Genomic DNA, 18,690 nt, shown 5'->3' with positions numbered 1-18,690 from the left:
TGCAGGTATCGACTGACTTCAGGGAGCAATCAGGGCTTCGAGCGTGGTGGTCACCAGGGCGCCGCCCTTGATGTACTCCACCTTCACCTGATCGCCGGGCAGCGGGTTGACGTTGTTGCTGGCCAGTTCACCAAAGGCACTCAGGGCCACCTTGCCCTGGTGGCTGAGGCTGGCGTTAAGCCGGCCGCTGACCGTCTTGAACGGCTGCTCGGCCCTCAGCGCGCTGTCACTGATCACCACGTTCTTCAGGTCGCGCAGGTACAGCGTGGCCTGGGCGTTGTGCCCAGGCACATTCACCTGGGCGCTGACGTCCGCACGGGTGGGTGTGAAGCTGTGGGTCTGGGGCGCGCAGCGCTCGCTGGTGGTCCCGGCGACATTGACATCGAACGCTGCAGTGGCCACCTGTGACCGGGTGTGGTAGGACACATCACCCTTCAGGTGCACACCACTTTCGGTCCAGGTGTAGTTCAGGCTGGCCCTGGCGGGTGGGGTGTTCTCGCGGCCGGCCCAGCCGGTCAGGGCCAGGGCATCCGGGCCGCCATAGCTCAGGCAGGCGCCAGGCGTCATGGCATGGGCCACCTGAGCAACCACCTTGTCGCCGTGGTTCATGGTGGCGGTAGCGCGGGTGGGCAGTTCTGTGCGGTAGGTGCGGTAGTCCTCTTTCTGTTCCAGCCAGACGGTCGCGGCGCCCTCGACCTTCCAGTTCACGCTGAGCTTCACGCCGGTCTTCTGGTTGTCGACTACCCATCCGGTGCTGGGTTCCGGGCTGATGGTCACCTGTCCGGTGGTCGAGAACGTCATGGTGCCGATAGGCAGGGGGCTGTTCATGACTGGCGTGGTGGTCTGCGTCTGCAGCTTCCCGGGGGTGGCCAGACCAAAAGCGCCCAGCAGTGGCCGGGTGACCGTCTGCGCGGACTGACCCAGGCTCTGCATGCCGGAGCTGGGAAACAGAGCCAGAAGCGCACGCAGGTCAGGGTCAAAGTCGGTGCTCCGCGGATCCAGCATGGTCTGCAGCACGGTGGCGGCAGCGGTGGCTGCTGCAGGGAGCGCGGCAGCCTCGGTGGACTGACCTGCAACCGGGGTGGCGGGAGCCGTGGCGGCTGGGTCAGCGGCAGTCGGGGGCTGCGTGCCATTGCGTTGCGGGTCGCAGGAGGCCATCAGCAGAGCGGTGGCTGTCAGGGCTGTCAGGGCGGGAAGACGCTTGAGTATCATTCATTTAATTTATTGCGTCCTCATAGTGCTGTCATGCGAAGTTGACCAGGGGAAGAGCCACCCGCAGGTTCCATCAGTCCGGACAGGGCCCCTTTCAGATCCCTCTCTGGCGCCTACCATGCAGAGCATGACTTCTGACCCACCACACTACGAGACTCAGGCCGTTCAGACCGGCATTCCGCGCGGGCTGGGCCAGACGGTGGGTATTCCCATTCACGCCGCTGCCGGCTTTCAGTTCGAGACGCTGGAACAGGCCCAGAGTGAATTCCAGCAGAACACCGGTCTCAGCTATGCCCGGTTACAGAACCCCACCGTGCGCGCCCTGGAAGAACGGCTGAGCACTCTGGAAGGCGGCGCGGCCACGGTGGCGCTGGCCAGTGGTCAGGCCGCGACGCTGACCGCCATGCTGAGTGTGTGCCGGGCTGGCGATCATGTGGTGTCCTCCAGCAGTCTGTTCGGGGGAACCGCCGGGCTCCTGAACAACATCCTGCCTCTGATGGGCATCGGCGCCACCCTGGTGCCCAACACGCCCGAAGCGGTGCGGGGCGCCATGCAGGACAATACCCGGCTGGTGTGGGCCGAGATTATCGGCAACCCCGCCGGAGACGTCCCGGACCTGCGTGGGCTGGCCGACGTCGCTCATGCTGGAGGCGCGCTGCTGGCCATCGACAGCACCTGGGCTGGAGTCGGCTTCCTGTGCCGGCCCTTGGAGCACGGCGCGGACATCGTGACCCACAGCCTGACCAAGTGGGCTGGAGGGCACGGCAGCGTCATGGGTGGCAGTGTCACCGTAGGCACCGCACATGACCTCAGCCGCAACCCCATCTACACCGAGGGCGCCGAGCAGAGCATCCTGAACCTACGCGGCGAGCAGGCTCTGGCCTGGCGCCAGCGCTGGTTCGGCGCCCATCAGCTGGGCATGACGCTGGCCCCTCACAGCGCCTTCCTGCTGGCCCAGGGCCTGGAAACGCTGTCGCTGCGTCTGACCCGCCAGTCCGAGACGGCGCTCTCTCTGGCAGGGTGGCTGGAGACCCATCCCAGGGTGGGTAAGGTGGGCTATCCCGGCCTCTCCAGCAGCCCCTGGCACGCCCAGGCACAGCAGTACCTGCGTGGAGGTGCAGGCGCGGTGCTGACCTTCGAGGTGGATAACCCAGCTGCGTTTCTGGGCCGCCTGCAGATTCTGCGCATCGTTCCCAACCTGGGCGACAGCCGCACCCTGGTCGTGCACCCCTGGACCACCACCCATGGCCGTCTGCCTGAGCCAACCCGGCTCGCGGCTGGCGTGACATCGCGCACCATCCGCATGAGCGTGGGCCTGGAAGCGGTGGCGGACCTCCAGGCCGATATCGAGCAGGCCCTGGGCTGACCAGGGCAGCGCAAGGCCGCTTCCTTATGGCGCAGGAAGCGGCCTCGGTGCGTTCAGTTGCCAGCCGCGTTACAGCCAGGGCTTCTTGCCAATCAGATAGTCCCGTTCAAAATCTGCGTCGGATTTGGTGAGGTACAGGATGCCCTCGATCAGACCCAGGACTCCCACTGCAGAACTGACCAGGGCGGCCAGGGGGAGTGTCAGTGCCAGACCGACAATAAGCATCAGCAGGCCCAGGATGATCGCCACGATCCATACGCCTACCTGTACGCCCAGCATGGTCAGCCCGGCACCGGTCATGCCGAGGTAGAACTTGTGGGCGCCCAGCCAGCCGAGAAAGATGCCCAGCAGGCCGGCAATGAGTTTGCGCTGAGCCACGTCGCCAGAGGTCTGTCCGGCACCCTGGTTATATGGGGTCATCGGTTGCTGCTGGACATAGGCCTGGGCCTGCCGGATTGCGTCGCCCCAGGGGTCCACCCTGGCCTGGGCTGGCGGCTCAGCAGGGGCACCCTGTGGAATCAATGGTGATTTGGCGCTTCCACCTGTGGCGCGGGCAATCCAGTCGTCCGAGTCGAATGGCTCCTGCACGGCGGTGCGGGATGCTGCAGAGGGGGGCGGGGTCAGCGGCGCACGCTGGGGAGCAGCCTCTGGCAGGCGCAGATTGTCGGCGCCAGTGAGTTCTGGTGACTCCTGTGGCCAGGGAGCAGGCTGCGCCACTGGGGACTGTGCCGGAGGAGCCTGCGGGGCAGGTGCCGCGCGTGAGGCGTTCAGGACGTCATCTACCCATGACGGTGCGTTGCCTTGCGGCGTCAGGTCAGGTGCCTGACCAGCGCTGGTCTTGTCATCCGGGTTCGTCATGTTTCCATTACGTCTCAAAAGGCCATGAAGTTGCATCCCCCGAAAGTTCTGGAGGCTGGCCCAAACTGCTGGACTGAACTTCCAGGACTGATATTTGTACTTCACCGCACTGCGATCGCCACAATCACTGGCACCGGCACAGTCAGCGGCCATGAAGGCACGGCCTCACGCAGCCGGCTTAGATGTGCGCGACGCAGCCGTGCCAGTGCCTCAGCCGACAGAGCACTTACCGGATCGCCTTCCAGCCCCGCGGTGATGTCAGCCCAGCGGGCTTCAGGTGAAGACAGGGTATAGGACAGAGGCTCAAGACTGACCTGGGCATCCTGGAACGAGACCTGCTGCAACAGTTCCCGTGCGGCCTCCACGCTGGGCAGGCGACCCAGCGGCGGTGGCGCCGGTTTCAGGCCCGACGCGGTTAGCTCCTCACGCCAGAGGGCAGGCAGCTCGCCCAGCAGGCCGGGACCGAACGACGAGAACGCCACCAGCCCACCAGGCCGCACGACGCGCCGCCATTCACGCAGCGCCTGCACCATGTCGGGCATAAAAAAGAGGCCTGAGGCGCAGATTACCCGGTCAAAGGTGGCGTCCGGAAAGGGGAGGGCAGAGGCGTCGGCCAGCTCGAAACTCAGCTGAGGAATCCCCTGTGCCTTGCTGCGTGCCTGGGCCACCATCCGCGGCGCGAGATCGGTGCCCACCACACGTCCGGAGGTGCCCACCCGGCTGGCCAGTTCAAGGGCCACCGTTCCAGTTCCACTGGCCACGTCCAGCACAGCCTGCCCCGGCTCGACGCGCAGTTGCCTGGCCAGTTCACGGGCGGCCAGGGCCAGAAATCCCAGCTGGTCATAGGTCGTGGCCAGCCGGTCAAATCGTGCCGCGTTGTGCCGGGCCTGGTCTTCCGGAAGCATAGGCGTAGCGTAAGTCTTCAGTGGCCTGCGGCTGGCATTCCCGGGCAGCCCCTTGATCAGGTGGTCATTGAGCGGCCTGCTGCTATATAGCTGCTGTTCGCGCAGGTCTGGAACATTCGTCAGCCGGAATGCAGCCCGTCAGCCTGTAGTATGCCTGGCATTCTTCAGAAGCTGTCCGGCGCGCTGTGTACCGCCCTGATCTACAATTGCCCGCGATGACTCCCCATGCGCGCGGCATCCTGCTTCTGGTCCTGGTTACAGCGCTGTGGGGAAGCACCTTCGCCGTGGTCAAGGAGCTGGGTGAGCTGTTGCCACCCAGCGTGCTGATCGCTTGGCGCTTCACGCTGGCCACGGTAGCGCTGCTTCCCGTTCTGGCGCTGATGCCGCGCAGGGCCGCGCCACGGGCGGCCCGTGCTGGTCCTTCAGCCTGGAAGGAGAGCCTTACCCGCGACGGTCTGATCCTGGGTGCCTGGCTGATCGCTGGCTACGGAACCCAGACCATCGCCCTGCAGACCACCAGTGCCAACCGCGCCGCTTTCTTTACGGCGCTGAGCGTGGTGCTGGTCCCGGTATGGCTCACCTTCGCGCAGCGCCGGCGCATGCCCCTGGCGCTGTGGGTCGCCCTGCCCCTGGCGGTGCTGGGCTTAGGGCTGCTGTCCTGGGAGGGCGGTGCCCTGGTGGCTGGTGACGCCTGGGCCCTGGCCTGCGCTGTGACTTACGCGGGATTTATCGTGGCCCTGGAAGGCACAGCCACCCGCCACCAACCCCTGGCGTTCACGTTCGCGCAGGTGCTCTCGGTCACGGTGATGGCCTGGATCTGGGCAGCCCTGAGTGCGCCGGCGCAACTGTGGCCCCCCGAGGCCGCCTGGGGGCCCCTGCTCTACCTGGGCGTCCTGGCGACCGCCGTCACCACCCTGCTGCAGACCATCGGCCAGCGTACGGTAAGTGCCGCCGAAGCCAGTCTGATCTACGCCCTGGAACCTGTTACCGCCAGCTTCTTCAGCTTTCTGCTGATTCAGGAGAGGGTCGGCTTGCGGGGCGCGGTAGGCGGGTTTCTGGTGGTGGTGGCTACCGTCCTCAGCCAGCGCACGCAGCCGGAGCCGCAGCCTGAGTTGCCTGTTCCCCACGGCCTGTCGGCTGAGCCGCCTTCAGAGGCAACTCCCACCGCAGCCGATCAACGCAGCCGGGCCTGATCAGGAATCAGCAGGGTGCGCAGCGCCGGGCTGGCCTTCCAGACCCTCAACAGTTCGTTCTTGATCAGAGAGTGCGCCACGGCGTCATAAATTTTGGGAGGCAGGCTGACAGACGGGTAGGTGGCGACCCGTCCCTTGGGCGTGACCCGGACATCCAGCGGAAAACTCAGCGCCAGGGTGCTGACCAGCAATGCGCCCAGAACAAAGCCGCCCAGGGCGCCCGCAGCCAGATGCCAGGGCGTTTCCACCGGGGCGCGGATCATGCGGCGGGTCAGCACGGCCAATCCAAACCCCAGTGCCACAACAGTCAGCACCGAGACCACTGGCGAGGAGCTCAGGCTGTTGGCCAGAAAGCACACCACGACGCCGCCCAGGCCCCAGCTCAGGCCCGCCAGGCCGCGCCGCACGCCGAGGGCCGTAACCACCGCCCAGAGAGTCACGAGCAGCGCGTCAAACCAGGTCATCACGGGCCCCAGTGTACCGGTTGAGTGCTTCGTGAAGCCCCTGCCCCCAGAGTGGGGTGCAATCGGCAGAAACGTTGCCTTGTGCCTGCGTGCGGAGGCCTACACTGAGTCCATGATTCGAGTGCTGCTTGTCGATGACCATGCCCTGTTCCGTCAGGGGCTCAGAAGCCTGCTGGAGTCCGAGGGCATGCGTGTGATCGGCGAGGCCTCCAACGGCCGTGAGGCGATCCGCTACGCCGCCGACACCCACCCGGACGTGATCCTGATGGACATCCAGATGCCCGAGCTCGACGGTGTGAAGGCCACCCAGAGCATCCTGGAAATCGACCCGAATGCGCGGGTCATCATGATCACCATGTACCGTCAGGACCGCTATGTGTTCGAGGCGGTCAAGGCTGGCGCCCGCGGCTACATCCTCAAGGACGCCGACGCAGCCACCCTGATAGACGCGATTACCCGGGTTGCTGGCGGCGAAGCCCTGCTCGATGCGGACATGGCCCAGAACGTCCTTGACGACTTCCGTGACAAGCGCGAGGAACTGCCCAGCGAGAAGCACGCAGACCTCAACGAGCGTGAGACCATGATCCTCAAGCTGCTGGCCCAGGGGTTTTCCAACCAGGACATCGCCCTGCGGCTGGACATCAGTGAGAAGACTGTGCGCAATCGGCTCTCGGAGATCTTCACCAAGCTGCAGCTCAATAACCGCACACAGGCGGCGCTGTATGCCATTCGGGAGGGCATCGCCAACCTTGAGTAAAACCATGAGTAAGAAAGGTCGTCCTGAAGCCAGGGGAAGCGCGCCGCAGCCGGTGACGTTCCGTGCTGGCTGTGGGCGTGAGTGGTCCATGACCAGTGCCGAACCGGACCTCGCTTACACCGAGCAGGCCTTCCCGGAATGCCCGGCATGTATGCACCGGGTCGAGCCCGAGGGTGCACCGCCTTTCTGTACGCTGCGCCCGGCAGGCACCGCGCATCCCTTTGCAGCCCTGGCGGGTCTGGTTCTGCCCGAGTGACAACAGCGTTTCTGGACTGTGCCCGCCAGCACGGATTTGCGGGTGAGGTCGGGCTGCGCATCTGTGCCCTGGACGGCACCGAGCTCTATGCCCTGAACGCTACCCGGACGTTTCCATCCGCCAGCACCATCAAGGTGCCTCTGCTGGTGCAGGCATTGCAGGAGGCGCAGGCCGGCCGGCTGGATCTCTCTGAAAGGGTGACTCTAGACGCATCCGATCATGTGCCTGGATCTGGTGTACTTCATGAGCTGGGGCCGGGACTGCAACCAACCTGGCTGGACGTCCTGACCCTGATGGTGATCGTCAGTGACAACACCGCCACCAACCTGGTGATCGAACACTTGGGGGCAGAGGCAGTGAATGCCTGGCTGGAGCGTGGCGGCTGGAGTTCTACCAGACTGATCGGCAAGTTGCAGCTGCCACGCGAACAGCAGAACGAGGCCCAGCGTCGTGGAGAGTGCAACCACACTTCTGCCCATGACCAGGTGGATCTCCTGCTACGGCTGGTCGGCGGAAGTCTGTTAGAACCCGCGCACACGGATCTTGCGCTGTCTATCCTTCAACGCCAGCAACTGCGGGACATAATCGGAAGGCGGGTGCCGCGCGACCTGCATGGTGAACCCCTGTACCGTCTCGCCAGCAAAAGCGGTGAACTGACCGGCGTTCACCACGATGTCGGCGTGTTGTATACGCCCCGGCCGCTGGTGATCGCATTGCTCTCACAGGGAGGCCAGGACCCGAGCGAGCACCCTGAGAACCGCGACATCCTGGCTCTGGCTGACGCCCTGTGGCCTCTGCTGGCCGAGTTGGGTCAGACAGGCCCGGTGGGGGACATTTAACCGCCCGGTAAGGCGCACGATAGAGGCTGCGGAAAGACTTGCAGCGGACCGGAAAGGACGCGCTGGGCGCAGGTCCGGTGCGTGCTATCCTGACCGGGATTAGGCCGTTTGTGACCCCAAGCCGCGAGGCAAGAACACAGGCCACTTCACGCATGAGGGAGAGGGAACGTGGAAAGAAACGACGCTGTCATGCCCTGGGTCGCCATAGTGTGCGCGGCCATTATGTGGATCATTCTGCTGTTCCTGTTCAACAAGGAAACAGCCCCCGAACCCGTGGTGGTGGATCCAGCGGTCGTGGCCAACATCAGCAAGGAAGTCCCCACGGTCGGAAAGTCGGTCTATGAGGCCAACTGCGCCGGCTGTCACGGGCTGCAAGGACAGGGCGGTGCCGGTCCGGCGCTCGCTGCCAACGAGGACATCACCAAGGACCCGGTTTACGTTCATTCCACGATCGTCAAGGGCAAGGGTTCCATGCCGGCCTTCGGCGACCAGCTCAAGGAAAACGAGATCTACGCCGTGGCCAACTACGTGCTGAACTCGTGGGGCAACAGGATTGAAGAACCGCTGACTCCTGCCACTGTGGCTGCCGGTCAGGCGAAGGTCGATCCGGAAGTGCTGAAAAACCGCAGCCGCTTCGTGCCTGACCACATACAGCTGCCCGAGATCTTCCTGGCCACCTTTGTCATGGTGCTCCTGACCTACGGTCTGATCGGTCTGTACAGCGTCTGGACCGAAGGCGTGGAACTGCACCCCGGCATCCACAAGGTCCGCTCCTCGCCGATGGCGATGCTGGCCATGATCACCACCCTGGCTCTGACCCTGCTCTTCAGCGTGCTGTTTGTCCGGCAAATGGTCACCGACTATGCCGGCTGGGGAGCTGCTGAACAGGTAACGCCGAATGTGTCAGCTGAGGGCTTCTACGCAGCTATGATCCTGCTGCTGCTGGCGCTGGCCACGGGCCTGTACAAAAAATTCTTCATGGACGGCGAAGTGCTCGTCGAGGACGCCAGCGGTGAGTTCCCCTGGTGATTTGGAGAGATTGAAATGACCCGCTACAGACGACAAGATCCCGAAATTACACGCCGCAAATTCATCAACGTGGCCGTTGGTACGACCGCGACGGTGGGCGTGGTCAGCCTGGTCAGTGCGCTGGGCACCGCCAACCCGGTGTTCCGGCTGACACGCGACAAGATGCCTCCTGTCAAGGGCGATATCCTGGTTCACGCCCTGGAAACCAAGGAAGGCCAGCCCATCCGCCCCAGCGAACTCAGCGACGAGCTGGTCCGCGCCTGGCCCATGGGCAAGGACGAGAACGGCAACAACGTTATCCGCAAGGGTGATCCCAACAACATTCTGGCGATCTACCGCTTCCCGAAAGGACAGCTCCAGGAGCCCACCAATATGGAGGCCACGGTGGACGGCGAGATCGTCGTATACAGCGACGTCTGTACCCACGCCGGCTGCTCGGTCAGTGATAACGACAAGCGTCCTGGGACGATGAATTGTCCCTGCCATTCTGGCCAATATGATCCAAAACAAGGTTGCAAGGTCATCGGCGGGCCGCCCCCCCGTCCGCTGGCGCAGCTGCCGGTCCGGCTTGAAGGCGAGAATCTGGTCGTGGGCGACTTCTTCCTGCAGCACCCCTACCCCTTCAGTGAAGAGGCCTGGGAAGCACGCAAGGAAGAGGTGGAGGAGCAACTCGGATGAACCAGTGGCTTGACGAGCGTCTGCACATCTCGCGCCTGAACGACAAGTTCCTGCGCAAAGCCTTCCCCGTTCACCACAGCTTCTTCCTGGGTGAAATCACCCTGTTCAGCCTGATCGTCCTGATCATCACAGGTATCGTACTGGCGCTGTCCTACGAGCCCAGTAACAGCATGGTGGTCAACTCCTTTGACCCAGGGACAGCCGACAAGCCCAACCTGCTGCCAGCTGCCTACCACTCGACGCTCAAGATCAACGCCATGCCGTTTGGGGACATGCTGCGGCGCATTCACCACTGGATGGCCAACATCATGATCGCGGCGGCCGTCATTCACATGATGCGCATCTACTTCACGGGTGCGTTCAAGAAGCCCCGCGAGATCAACTGGTGGATCGGCATGCTGCTGCTGATTTTCGCAGCGCTTACCGCCGTGACCGGCTACATCCTTCCCTACGATAACTACGCCTACAACACGGCCAAGGTCGTTTACGGCATTGCGGCTTCCATTCCCTGGGTCGGCACCTGGGTGGCGCAGGCAGCATTTGCAGGGAACTTCCCTGGTGAAGGCATCATTCCGCGTATCTACGGCTACCACATCATGCTGCTGCCCGGCATTCTGCTGGCCACCACGGCCGCGCACATGCTGATCATGGTCAAGCAGAAGCACACCCAGCCGCAGTACGCCAAGCGCATCGCCTACAAGAAGATCGTCGGCGTGCCGCTCAGCACCCAGCAGACGCCCATCATGATCATGCTGACCCTGCTGTTTACCGGCATCGTGGTTCTGTTCAGCGCCTTTATCCCGGTGCACCCGGTGGAGTACTTCGGGCCTCCGAGCACCACCCCGATCAACAACATCAAACCCGACTGGTACCTGCTGTGGGTCTTCGGTGCCCTGGCCATCATTCCGAGCTTCGAGTTCCACATTCTGGGCGGAGCCATCGGTTCCGAGTTCGTCGGTGCCATTCTGCTGCCGACCGTCGTCATCGGTCTGATGTTCGCCGTGCCGATGCTTGACCGCAGCAAGGACAACATGTACTACGCCGAAAACCCCACCAACCACCCGGTGAGGCTGGCAGCGGGCGTGGCGTTCATGGCCATGATGGTCGTGATGTCAGTGGCCGGTTACAAGCCGGAGCTGATCAGCTCCGGGCTGCTGAACAGTGCCAACGCCAATACCATCCTGTGGATCCTGACCTTCCTGATCCCAGCCCTGAGCTACTTCGGCACCCTGGCGATTGTTCGCGGCATTGCCAAGCTACGTGAGGCCGACGAGCGTGAACGTCTGGCCCACAGCCAGGGCGGCGCTTTACCGTCACACGACTGAGGTCTGAAACCCGACCGCCCCGGCTGCTTGCCGGGGCGATTCTTTTTGTGATCGGTCCAGGCGAAAAGCTCTCCAAATTTTCTGGCTGATGTCCCTTGTCGAAGGCTTTGCTGAACTGCGTCCCTTTGGGTACGGCGCGTCCTTGGCATAGAACTTCAGCCATCCCGCGATGGCCTGAACACAAACAACCCGGACTTCATCGGATGCGCTGCAGCCCCAATGACCGACGTGCCGAAATCCTGACAGCCAGCACTGTTGACGCCTGTCTGCCTTATCAGCGCGGTGCCGTGGCATAGCTGACCCAGCTACAGGGCAGTGCAGGAAATACATTAGGCTCACCAGATGAATGACCTGGCCCTTGAACTTGCCCGGCAGGCGCGGGCCTTACGTCTGGACGCCCGCCAATCTTCAGCACCTGACTCAGAAGCTCTGCAGGCTTTTGCCATGTCGGTGCTCGCAGAACTGGCAGCCCGGGGTCTTGTTGCTGGGGACGAAGAAATCGGGTGCTATGCCGCACCGCGCTTCCAGGGTCACTGAGGACTCGTGAAATGCGCGGGGTTGAACTAAGGGTAGCGACCTACCGATGTGGGAAAAAACCGCCACCTATCTACGGGTGACGGTGAACTTTGCGCGGGTTGAGGTTCAGGCCTGAACGCGGCCTGTTCGTGGGGAAGGGGTGGGGGCTGCGCCCTGACGGCTACCGGCAGCATAACCAACCTGCGCGCCGAACTGCCAGGCCAGCTTGATCATGAACTGAATGGCCTCTTCGTCGTGCTGGTCAATCAGGGCCCGCAGGTGTTCCGGCAGCCCTTCGGGCAATGGCATGGACCCGAGCTGCTCACCATACTCGGCGCGAAGCTGCTCGAACCACTCGGCATAGGGGTTCGTCATGTCTTTTATCTTAACACGAACACACTCAAGGAATGTAACAGTGTCTCAAAGACGCTGACTGAACAGGGGCCCATGCCATGCGGCAAAAGTGCCAAAAAGGCACGATTGTGTTGCGCCAATGGTGTTAGGCTTCACGCATGACTGCGACCTTTCCCACCGACAACAGCGGCGAGGCCCTGCACAAGGACATCCGCATCAGTGAATTTGGCGCTCAGAAGGCTCTGGGCATTCTGCAAAGCAGCGGCAAGGAAAATGCCGGCGTGCGCGTGTTTATTAAAAGTGGCGGCTGCAGCGGTTACCAGTACGGCATGGCCATCGACGACCGCGAACTTGAAGGCGATACCATCGTGATGGACCGTGGCGTCAAGCTGCTGGTCGACCGTATGAGCATCGACCTGCTGCGAGGTTGCGAAGTGGATTTTGTCGAGAACATGATGGGCGGCGGCTTTACCGTGAACAATCCCAATGCGACCTCTTCGTGTGGCTGTGGCCACTCGTTCCGCACCGACGGCGCCCAGTCGCCTGATGGTGAGGGCAGCGGCGGTTGCGCCAGCCACTGATCTTTTTATCCATGTCTGTCCAGAGGTCGAGTCCAACTCGGCCTTTTTTCTTGTGTAATCCAGCGCTGGTGCATAAGGCTGCTCTTGTGCTGCTGGATGCTGAACAGGCGCCATTATGGCTGCCTGTTGCTGCACTCTGTGCTGAACTCCCTGTCGTCGTCCGAATGGCTCAGTGCAACGGCACTGATTTCATGACGGTGCGAGAACCGTTCAGAGGGGGTGTTGGTACACCCATTCGTGAAAATGTGTTGACGGAATTCCGGCAGGCCTTATACTGACCTTCATCAAAAAAGGTAATGGGGAGCAGCATTGCCCATCATTTTGGAGGCTCATGTGAAGAAGACCTTGGCCCTGACCGCATTCATGCTTGGCGCAGCTCTGGCTGGCCCATCCAACAACAGTCTGGTGATTGGCACCTCGCAGGAGCCGCCAAACATCTACGATCCGTGGAACACGAACAACCTGGCCATTACCAGCGAGATCAACGGCTACATGGGCGCTAGCCTGATCGGCCTGGATGACGACGGTGAACCCTACGCCGACATTGCCACCCGGGTGCCCAGCATTGCCAACGGCGACTACAAGGTCGTGAAAAACGCTGCGGGCGACGTGGTACGCAATTCGGTGACCTACTCGATCCGCAAGGAAGCCAAGTGGAGCGACGGCGCGCCCATCAAGGTGGCGGACTTTCAGTTCTGGCTCAGACTGGTCAATGACGACCGTGTTCCGGTGCCGGACCGCTCGCCCTGGAACCGCGCCAAGATCACCGCCAGCGACGCCGACACCTTCACCATCACCTATGAGCCGCCCTACCTCTTTGCCGATCAGAACAGCCCGGGACTGGCGCCCAGCCATGTCATGGGCGCGGCCTGGAACGCCTTTGACGCCAAGACGAAAAACGACAAAGACGCCAAGGTCGTCAACGAAGAGTGGAAGAAATTCATTGGTGCCTACACCACGGCGCGCAACCTGCCCAAAGTCGTGGCCGGGCCCTTCAAGGCCACGGCGTGGCGCAGCGGCAACAGACTGACCCTGACCCGCAACCCCAATTACTGGCTGCACCCCAAGAATCAGGACAGGTATATCCAGAACGTTACCTACCGTTTTATTCCCAACACCAATACCCTGAAGGTAAATATTCTGTCCGGTCAGCTTGACGCCGTCAGTGCGGTGGGCCTGACCTTTGATCAGGGCGTGGACCTCACCAGGACGGAACGAGGCAAGTACAAGACCTACTTTGTGCCCGGCGCGGTGTGGGAGCACATCGACATCAATACGCGCGGTCAGAAGGCCAAGGACATGGACATGGACGACCCCCGCATGCGCCAGGCGCTGCTGTACGCCATTGACCGCGGCGCCCTGACCAAGGCACTGTTCCAAGGCCGTCAGGCAGTGTCCAACAGCTGGGTCAACCCCATCAGCAAGCTGTACAAGAAGGACGTCAACGACTACAACCACAACCCCGCCCGTGCCAGGCAGCTGTTCGCGGCCCTGGGCTGGACCCCCGGTCCTGATGGCATTCTGCAGAAGGGGGGCAAGAAGCTCAGCCTGAATTTCTCGACCACGGCTGGCAACACGGTGCGCGAGCGCGTGCAGCAGATTCTGCAGGCCCAGTGGAAACAGGTCGGCGTGCAGGTGAACATTCAGAACTTCCCCTCCAGCGTGCTGTTCGGGCCAGACTTCCTGAGCAAAGGCGAGAGTGGCAAGTGGGACATGGCCATGTATGCCTGGACCGGCAACCCCATTTTTGAAGAGGGCAATCTGTTCAAGGGTGAGGGCATCCCCACTGCCGCCAACGGCTACGCCGGCCAGAACAACGCGGGCTGGAATAACGCCGAGTTCAACAGGCTGCACAAGCAGGCCCAGGTGGAATTCAACCTCGGTGACCGGATCAAGCTTTTTGACCGCATGCAGACCATCTGGAACAGCGAAGTGCCCGCGCTGCCGCTGTATTACCGCGTGAACGTGTACACCAAGGTGCCAGGTCTGATGAACTACACCTTCAGCGCCTACACTCTGTACCCCAGCTGGAACGCGGCCAAGATCGGCTGGGCCAGCCGTGGGGCGGCCGAGGAGTACAAGCAGAAGTAATCCGGTAGAGCCGGGTCAGGCGCTTCTGGCGTCCCCGGCCCACCAGAGCGGGAAGCGCTGCCACTCTGGCGATGCTTCCCGTTTCGTTTTTGGGCTGCGGCCCTTACCCCCGAGGAACGTTATGGGAACCTACGCCTTGCGCCGCGTCATTCAGATGATTCCGCTGCTGTTCATCATCAGCCTGCTGATTTTCATGCTTACCGCCATGCAACCCGGCGACCCCGTGGACCAGCTGGCATTCGGCAACAGCAACATCACTCCCGAAGATATTGCCCGTCTGAAGGCCGCCTATGGCCTGGACCAGCCCTGGTACACCCGCTATTTTTTCTGGCTGAAAGAAGCCCTGACCGGAAACTTCGGGTATTCGCAGGACCATGGCATCCCGGCGCTCGACTTTGTCTTTCAGAACCGCCTGCCCAACACCCTGCTACTGACGGTGCCCGCCCTGATTCTCAGCACCCTGATTGCCGTGCCGCTGGGGATCTTCAGCGCTGTGCGCCAGTATTCCGTGCTGGATTACGCACTGACCTTTTTTGCCTTTGTGGCCGTCAGCGCTCCTGTGTTCTGGATTGGCGCACTGGCGATGTATTTCTTCGCCATCTTCCTTCCCCAAGCCACTGGTGGGCTGGTGGGGCTGCCGCCGGGCGGTCTGGGCGGCGACCTGCCCGCCGACGCCGGATGGTGGGCCGTCACGCTGGACAAGATCAAATACCTGCTGCTTCCGCTGCTGATTCTGATGCTGCGCGAGATTGCGGTGACCTTGCGCTTCATGCGGGCCAATATGCTCGAAACCCTGACGCAGGATTACGTACGCACCGCGCGCGCCAAGGGTCTGGCCGACCGCCGGGTGCTGTACAAACACGCCCTGCGCAACGCTGTGACTCCCATTGTCACCCTGATGGGCCTGGCAATTCCCGGCCTGTTCGGCGGGGCCGTGATTACCGAGAACGTCTTTTCCTGGCCGGGGATGGGCAAGGCCATTCTGGACGCCCTGGTCAGTAAGGACTTCAATGTGGTGATGGTCTGTCTGATGCTGCTGGCGCTGCTGACCGTGATGTTTCAACTGCTGACCGACCTGGCTTACGGTCTGATTGACCCGCGCGTGCGGTACTCGTGAGGACCTGTTTATGACCACTGTTATCACCGCTCTTCCCAAACCCGCCCGGAGCCGTTCGACCATTCATATTGCCGCTCGCCGCCTGCGCAGGCACAAGGCTGCCATGGTGAGCCTCGTGGTCATCGTGCTGCTGGTGATCATGGCAGTCTTTGCACCGTGGATTGCTCCCTACGATCCCAACAAGCAGGACATGCTGGGGTTTTACAGCCCCCCCAGCGCAAAGCACCTGCTGGGCCAGGATGAATTGGGCCGCGACCTGCTGTCGCGCATCGTCTATGGCAGCCGGGTCAGCCTGATCGTGGGCTTCATCGTCGCTCTTTTCAGCATCGCGTTGGGCACCCTGATGGGCCTGCTGGCCGGGTTTCTGAGTGGGCGCGTCGATACCGTGATCAGCCGCTTTATCGAGATCATGCTGTCGATTCCGGAGCTGCCCATGCTGCTCACGATCAGTGGACTGCTGCTGGCCAGCGACGCGCCCGCCATCACGGCCCTGCGCCAGAACCCGAATGCCAGTGTCTTTATTGTGGTAGGCCTGTTTACCTTCTTCGGCTGGATGGGCACGGCCCGGCTGGTCCGCGGCGAGGTGCTGAAGCTCAAGAACCTGGAATACGTGGACGCTGCCCGCGCCCTGGGGGCGCGCAGTGGCCGCATCATGTTCCGTCACCTCGCCCCCAACATCATGGGTGTGATCATCGTCAACGGGACCCTGGCGGTGGGTGGTGCGATTCTTGGGGAGGCAGCGTTGTCATTCCTGGGTTTCGGCATTCAGCCGCCTGTGTCCACCTGGGGCAACATGCTGTCCAGAGCAAATGAGGTGGTGCTGGAGCACCCCTATCTGGCCCTATACCCTGGTCTAGCCATTCTGATTACTGTGCTGGCCTTCAATTTCCTGGGTGACGGGCTGCGTGACGCCTTCGATCCCAAGAGTCGCCTGTAAAAGAAAGTATGTAAAGGGTTGGGAAGCTGCGGAACCGGCCCTCCAGTTCCGCAGCTTTTTTTCTGTGGGGTCACTGCTGTCCTGCATGGCTCGCGTATGCTGACGGCATGATTGTGCTTGGCATTGATCCTGGCCTGGCAAACCTGGGCCTGGGCTTGGTAGACGGAGATATCCGCAAGGCCCGGCACCTGCATCATGTCTGTCTGACCACTGAAAGCGCCTGGGTGATGCCCCGCCGCCTGCAATATATCCATGAGGAAGTGACCCGGCTGATTGCCGAATATCAGCCTGACGCCGTGGCCATCGAGGACCAGATTCTTCGCCGTCAGGCCGACGTGGCCTTCAAGGTGGGCCAGGCGTTTGGCGTGGTGCAGCTGGCCTGCGCGCAGGCTGGCGTGCCCATTCATTCCTATGGTCCCATGCAGGTCAAAAAGGCCCTGGTGGGCACCGGCCGGGCGGAGAAGGAGCAGGTGATCTATATGGTCAAGGCCAGCCTGGGGGTGCGCGAGCTGTTCAACAACCACGCCGCCGATGCGCTGGCGCTGGCGCTGACCCATCTGGCCCACCAGCCGATGCAAACGGCCGCACGTCTGGCGCGCGTCTGAGATGCCGCTGCTGGTTCCGCTACTGATCACCGTCACGCTGACCTTCGGGTGGCTGTGGTTTTTCGTCCGGCGCGACCGTCACCCTGAACCGCTCTGGCTGCTGGCGCGTACCTTCGCCTGGGGCGCCTTTGCATGGCTGGTCGCTGCGGCCTTCGAAGCCAGCCTGGGCCGGGTGCTGCATTCCCCGCTTCCCCTGGTGATCCTGCTGCTGGCTCTTCTGACGGCTGTGATCGAGGAGGGCAGCAAATTCCTGGCAGCTACGACTGCGGTCACCGAAGTGTCGTTTGATGAGCCGATGGACGGACTGGTGTACGCCGTCACCGCTGCGCTGGGCTTCGCTCTGATGGAAAACGTCACCTACACGCTGGGTTTCGGAACACCGGCTGCCACCTGGCACGCCCTGTTCACCACACTGGCGCATGCCCTGTTCAGTGCTCCACAGGGGTACGCCCTGGGTGGTCTGCACTGGGCGAGGGGTCGGTGGTGGGTGGTCCAGGGTGTAGTGCTCAGCATCATCCTTCATTTCGTCTTCAACGGCATTCTCAGTGGTGCCGAAGGTCTGCCAATGCTGCTGGCTCTGGGTACAGTAGTTACCCTGATGATCATTCTGGCCGGCCGGTACTATCTGGCTTTCGAAGCACACGCTCGTCAGCATGGTCCACCCACCAATTACACCCTGTTAAAAGAGCAGCGCGGCCGTTAGCAGCTGGTGGCAAGCCCCGACTTGGGTGGAGAGCCAGACACCGGGCTTTGTCCTGGTGTGCATCGGGTGCGAGCGCGCCCTACAGGGTGGGGTGAGCGGTCTGGCCGTCTACCCAGTGTTCGCCATCCTCGTCCTTTTCGTATTTCCAGACCGGCACGTGAACTTTCAGATGCTCTATCAGAAAGTCGCAGGCTTCCAAGGCAGCTCGGCGGTGTGCGCTTGCCACACCAATCAGGATGCTGGCCTTTCCAGGGCCAAGCCGGCCGACGCGGTGCTCGATATAGATACGTAGAGCTCCGTGTCTTCGTCGGGCTGCCTGCGCCGCATCGTGCATGACCTTATGGGCCAAGGCCTCATAGCCCTCATAGTCGATGTACGCCACCTCACGGCCCTGGTTCGGACTCCGTACGGTTCCCACAAAGTAGGCCTGCGCCCCGCACTCAGGGCGGACAAGAAACGCGTCGGCGTCGTTCAACTGCAGGGGAGTCGCGACGAGAGCACAGTGCGTATCGGAACCGGCGTCAGCGGCACCGCCTGCAACTGGAGGAAGAAAGGCCACTTCATCTCCTTCCTTCAAGAGTTGCTCGGGCGTCGCGTAAGTCTCGTTTACGGCCACCATGCAGCCCTTCAGACTGAGGCCGCACTGTTCCTCGACCACCCGGGCAAGAGCGCGGACATCCATTCCTTCCCGGACCTCCAGGCTCAAGTGCTCGGCGCCGATTTCCCGTTTGAGGCGGGCAAAAAACACCACATTCAGCTGCATGAGCGAGGCTACCATGTGGCTCTCCCACTTCCCCAACTCCGGGCCAAGTGCAGGGAGTTGACAGAATGGTTGTAGGCCTGTATCTTTTCTGAGCCTCGGTTGAGGCGCGACGCATGACAACGAGAGTGAAGAGCGAAGAGA

21 protein-coding genes are annotated in these 18,690 nt (G+C 62.3%); 15 read left to right on the top strand and 6 right to left on the bottom strand.

Going from position 1 to position 18,690, the window contains the following annotated elements:
• Nucleotides 1–18: 18 nt before the first annotated feature.
• Nucleotides 19–1,212 (bottom strand): hypothetical protein, encoded by a 1,194-nt coding sequence (locus IEY49_RS16920; protein ID WP_189010908.1) that lies wholly within the window; start codon nucleotides 1,210–1,212, stop codon nucleotides 19–21.
• Nucleotides 1,213–1,339: 127 nt separating this feature from the next.
• Between IEY49_RS16920 and IEY49_RS16915 the strand changes: the two genes are divergently transcribed.
• Nucleotides 1,340–2,578 carry a PLP-dependent transferase gene (locus IEY49_RS16915; protein WP_189010907.1) on the top strand — a complete coding sequence of 413 codons (1,239 nt, stop codon included), beginning with the start codon at nucleotides 1,340–1,342 and terminating at the stop codon, nucleotides 2,576–2,578.
• A 69-nt stretch (nucleotides 2,579–2,647) separates the two neighbouring features.
• Here IEY49_RS16915 and IEY49_RS16910 read toward each other — a convergent pair whose 3' ends face one another.
• Nucleotides 2,648–3,436 (bottom strand): TM2 domain-containing protein, encoded by a 789-nt coding sequence (locus IEY49_RS16910; protein ID WP_189010906.1) that lies wholly within the window; start codon nucleotides 3,434–3,436, stop codon nucleotides 2,648–2,650.
• 101 nt (nucleotides 3,437–3,537) lie between these two features.
• The gene (locus IEY49_RS16905; protein WP_189010905.1) at nucleotides 3,538–4,341 is read right to left on the bottom strand and encodes a class I SAM-dependent methyltransferase; all 804 of its coding nucleotides are present in this window, start codon (nucleotides 4,339–4,341) and stop codon (nucleotides 3,538–3,540) included.
• A 215-nt stretch (nucleotides 4,342–4,556) separates the two neighbouring features.
• On the opposite strand from IEY49_RS16905, the gene IEY49_RS16900 reads away from it, so the two are divergent.
• Nucleotides 4,557–5,534 carry a DMT family transporter gene (locus IEY49_RS16900; protein WP_189010904.1) on the top strand — a complete coding sequence of 326 codons (978 nt, stop codon included), beginning with the start codon at nucleotides 4,557–4,559 and terminating at the stop codon, nucleotides 5,532–5,534.
• Here IEY49_RS16900 and IEY49_RS16895 read toward each other — a convergent pair.
• Nucleotides 5,516–5,998, bottom strand: a complete 483-nt coding sequence (locus IEY49_RS16895; protein ID WP_189011037.1) for a hypothetical protein — start codon at nucleotides 5,996–5,998, stop codon at nucleotides 5,516–5,518. The genes IEY49_RS16900 and IEY49_RS16895 overlap by 19 nt on opposite strands.
• 112 nt (nucleotides 5,999–6,110) lie before the next feature.
• On the opposite strand from IEY49_RS16895, the gene IEY49_RS16890 reads away from it, so the two are divergent.
• The 7 genes from IEY49_RS16890 (at nucleotide 6,111) to IEY49_RS16860 (ending at nucleotide 11,419) form a co-directional block, all read left to right on the top strand.
• Nucleotides 6,111–6,755, top strand: a complete 645-nt coding sequence (locus IEY49_RS16890) for a response regulator transcription factor (protein ID WP_189010903.1) — start codon at nucleotides 6,111–6,113, stop codon at nucleotides 6,753–6,755.
• Between the two features lie 88 nt (nucleotides 6,756–6,843).
• On the top strand, nucleotides 6,844–7,011 hold the full coding sequence (locus IEY49_RS16885) for a hypothetical protein (RefSeq protein WP_229780877.1): 168 nt from the start codon (nucleotides 6,844–6,846) through the stop codon (nucleotides 7,009–7,011).
• Nucleotides 7,008–7,850 (top strand): serine hydrolase, encoded by an 843-nt coding sequence (locus tag IEY49_RS16880; protein WP_229780876.1) that lies wholly within the window; start codon nucleotides 7,008–7,010, stop codon nucleotides 7,848–7,850. The genes IEY49_RS16885 and IEY49_RS16880 overlap by 4 nt, the downstream gene beginning before the upstream one ends.
• A gap of 168 nt (nucleotides 7,851–8,018) precedes the next feature.
• Nucleotides 8,019–8,879, top strand: coding sequence for a cytochrome c (locus tag IEY49_RS16875; RefSeq protein ID WP_189010899.1), 861 nt, complete (start codon nucleotides 8,019–8,021; stop codon nucleotides 8,877–8,879).
• A gap of 15 nt (nucleotides 8,880–8,894) precedes the next feature.
• Entirely contained in the window at nucleotides 8,895–9,557 is a 663-nt protein-coding gene (locus IEY49_RS16870; RefSeq protein ID WP_189010897.1) for a QcrA and Rieske domain-containing protein, read from the top strand.
• Complete coding sequence (locus IEY49_RS16865) at nucleotides 9,554–10,882, top strand: cytochrome b (protein WP_189010895.1); 1,329 nt, start codon at nucleotides 9,554–9,556, stop codon at nucleotides 10,880–10,882. The genes IEY49_RS16870 and IEY49_RS16865 overlap by 4 nt, the downstream gene beginning before the upstream one ends.
• A gap of 342 nt (nucleotides 10,883–11,224) precedes the next feature.
• A complete protein-coding gene (locus IEY49_RS16860) occupies nucleotides 11,225–11,419 on the top strand; it encodes a hypothetical protein (RefSeq protein WP_189010893.1) in 195 nt (64 codons plus the stop codon).
• Between the two features lie 105 nt (nucleotides 11,420–11,524).
• Here IEY49_RS16860 and IEY49_RS16855 read toward each other — a convergent pair whose 3' ends face one another.
• A complete protein-coding gene (locus IEY49_RS16855) occupies nucleotides 11,525–11,773 on the bottom strand; it encodes a DdrH (RefSeq protein ID WP_189010891.1) in 249 nt (82 codons plus the stop codon).
• 137 nt (nucleotides 11,774–11,910) lie between these two features.
• On the opposite strand from IEY49_RS16855, the gene IEY49_RS16850 reads away from it, so the two are divergent.
• From IEY49_RS16850 to IEY49_RS16825, 6 genes are all read left to right on the top strand, one after another.
• Nucleotides 11,911–12,333 (top strand): HesB/IscA family protein, encoded by a 423-nt coding sequence (locus IEY49_RS16850; RefSeq protein WP_189010889.1) that lies wholly within the window; start codon nucleotides 11,911–11,913, stop codon nucleotides 12,331–12,333.
• A gap of 333 nt (nucleotides 12,334–12,666) precedes the next feature.
• Nucleotides 12,667–14,424, top strand: coding sequence for a peptide ABC transporter substrate-binding protein (locus IEY49_RS16845; protein WP_189010887.1), 1,758 nt, complete (start codon nucleotides 12,667–12,669; stop codon nucleotides 14,422–14,424).
• A 121-nt stretch (nucleotides 14,425–14,545) separates the two neighbouring features.
• Nucleotides 14,546–15,541, top strand: a complete 996-nt coding sequence (locus tag IEY49_RS16840) for an ABC transporter permease (RefSeq protein ID WP_189010885.1) — start codon at nucleotides 14,546–14,548, stop codon at nucleotides 15,539–15,541.
• 10 nt (nucleotides 15,542–15,551) lie between these two features.
• Complete coding sequence (locus IEY49_RS16835) at nucleotides 15,552–16,478, top strand: ABC transporter permease (RefSeq protein ID WP_189010883.1); 927 nt, start codon at nucleotides 15,552–15,554, stop codon at nucleotides 16,476–16,478.
• Between the two features lie 107 nt (nucleotides 16,479–16,585).
• Nucleotides 16,586–17,083 (top strand): crossover junction endodeoxyribonuclease RuvC, encoded by a 498-nt coding sequence (gene ruvC / locus IEY49_RS16830; protein WP_189010881.1) that lies wholly within the window; start codon nucleotides 16,586–16,588, stop codon nucleotides 17,081–17,083.
• Nucleotide 17,084: 1 nt separating this feature from the next.
• Nucleotides 17,085–17,786, top strand: a complete 702-nt coding sequence (locus tag IEY49_RS16825) for a PrsW family intramembrane metalloprotease (RefSeq protein WP_189010879.1) — start codon at nucleotides 17,085–17,087, stop codon at nucleotides 17,784–17,786.
• Between the two features lie 79 nt (nucleotides 17,787–17,865).
• Here the strand turns inward: IEY49_RS16825 and moaD are convergent, their stop codons facing one another.
• On the bottom strand, nucleotides 17,866–18,549 hold the full coding sequence (gene moaD, locus IEY49_RS16820) for a molybdopterin converting factor subunit 1 (RefSeq protein WP_189010878.1): 684 nt from the start codon (nucleotides 18,547–18,549) through the stop codon (nucleotides 17,866–17,868).
• Nucleotides 18,550–18,690: the final 141 nt, after the last annotated feature.

It is taken from the genome of Deinococcus malanensis (assembly GCF_014647655.1).
Taxonomy (GTDB): domain Bacteria; phylum Deinococcota; class Deinococci; order Deinococcales; family Deinococcaceae; genus Deinococcus; species Deinococcus malanensis.
The sequence above is the reverse complement of the archived record's forward strand: the minus strand, read 5'-3'. Positions and strand labels throughout refer to the sequence as shown.

Excerpts from the sequence above, each read along its gene's own strand:
- IEY49_RS16865 (WP_189010895.1), top strand. The coding sequence starts at position 9,554 with ATGAACCAGTGGCTTGACGAGCGTCTGCACATCTCGCGCCTGAACGAC.
- IEY49_RS16825 (WP_189010879.1), top strand. The coding sequence starts at position 17,085 with ATGCCGCTGCTGGTTCCGCTACTGATCACCGTCACGCTGACCTTCGGG.
- moaD (WP_189010878.1), bottom strand. The coding sequence starts at position 18,549 with ATGCAGCTGAATGTGGTGTTTTTTGCCCGCCTCAAACGGGAAATCGGC.
- IEY49_RS16890 (WP_189010903.1), top strand. The coding sequence starts at position 6,111 with ATGATTCGAGTGCTGCTTGTCGATGACCATGCCCTGTTCCGTCAGGGG.
- ruvC (WP_189010881.1), top strand. The coding sequence starts at position 16,586 with ATGATTGTGCTTGGCATTGATCCTGGCCTGGCAAACCTGGGCCTGGGC.
- IEY49_RS16855 (WP_189010891.1), bottom strand. The coding sequence starts at position 11,773 with ATGACGAACCCCTATGCCGAGTGGTTCGAGCAGCTTCGCGCCGAGTAT.
- IEY49_RS16850 (WP_189010889.1), top strand. The coding sequence starts at position 11,911 with ATGACTGCGACCTTTCCCACCGACAACAGCGGCGAGGCCCTGCACAAG.
- IEY49_RS16885 (WP_229780877.1), top strand. The coding sequence starts at position 6,844 with ATGACCAGTGCCGAACCGGACCTCGCTTACACCGAGCAGGCCTTCCCG.
- IEY49_RS16915 (WP_189010907.1), top strand. The coding sequence starts at position 1,340 with ATGACTTCTGACCCACCACACTACGAGACTCAGGCCGTTCAGACCGGC.
- IEY49_RS16905 (WP_189010905.1), bottom strand. The coding sequence starts at position 4,341 with ATGCTTCCGGAAGACCAGGCCCGGCACAACGCGGCACGATTTGACCGG.
- IEY49_RS16895 (WP_189011037.1), bottom strand. The coding sequence starts at position 5,998 with ATGACCTGGTTTGACGCGCTGCTCGTGACTCTCTGGGCGGTGGTTACG.
- IEY49_RS16900 (WP_189010904.1), top strand. The coding sequence starts at position 4,557 with ATGACTCCCCATGCGCGCGGCATCCTGCTTCTGGTCCTGGTTACAGCG.
- IEY49_RS16840 (WP_189010885.1), top strand. The coding sequence starts at position 14,546 with ATGGGAACCTACGCCTTGCGCCGCGTCATTCAGATGATTCCGCTGCTG.
- IEY49_RS16910 (WP_189010906.1), bottom strand. The coding sequence starts at position 3,436 with ATGACGAACCCGGATGACAAGACCAGCGCTGGTCAGGCACCTGACCTG.
- IEY49_RS16870 (WP_189010897.1), top strand. The coding sequence starts at position 8,895 with ATGACCCGCTACAGACGACAAGATCCCGAAATTACACGCCGCAAATTC.
- IEY49_RS16920 (WP_189010908.1), bottom strand. The coding sequence starts at position 1,212 with ATGATACTCAAGCGTCTTCCCGCCCTGACAGCCCTGACAGCCACCGCT.
- IEY49_RS16835 (WP_189010883.1), top strand. The coding sequence starts at position 15,552 with ATGACCACTGTTATCACCGCTCTTCCCAAACCCGCCCGGAGCCGTTCG.
- IEY49_RS16860 (WP_189010893.1), top strand. The coding sequence starts at position 11,225 with ATGAATGACCTGGCCCTTGAACTTGCCCGGCAGGCGCGGGCCTTACGT.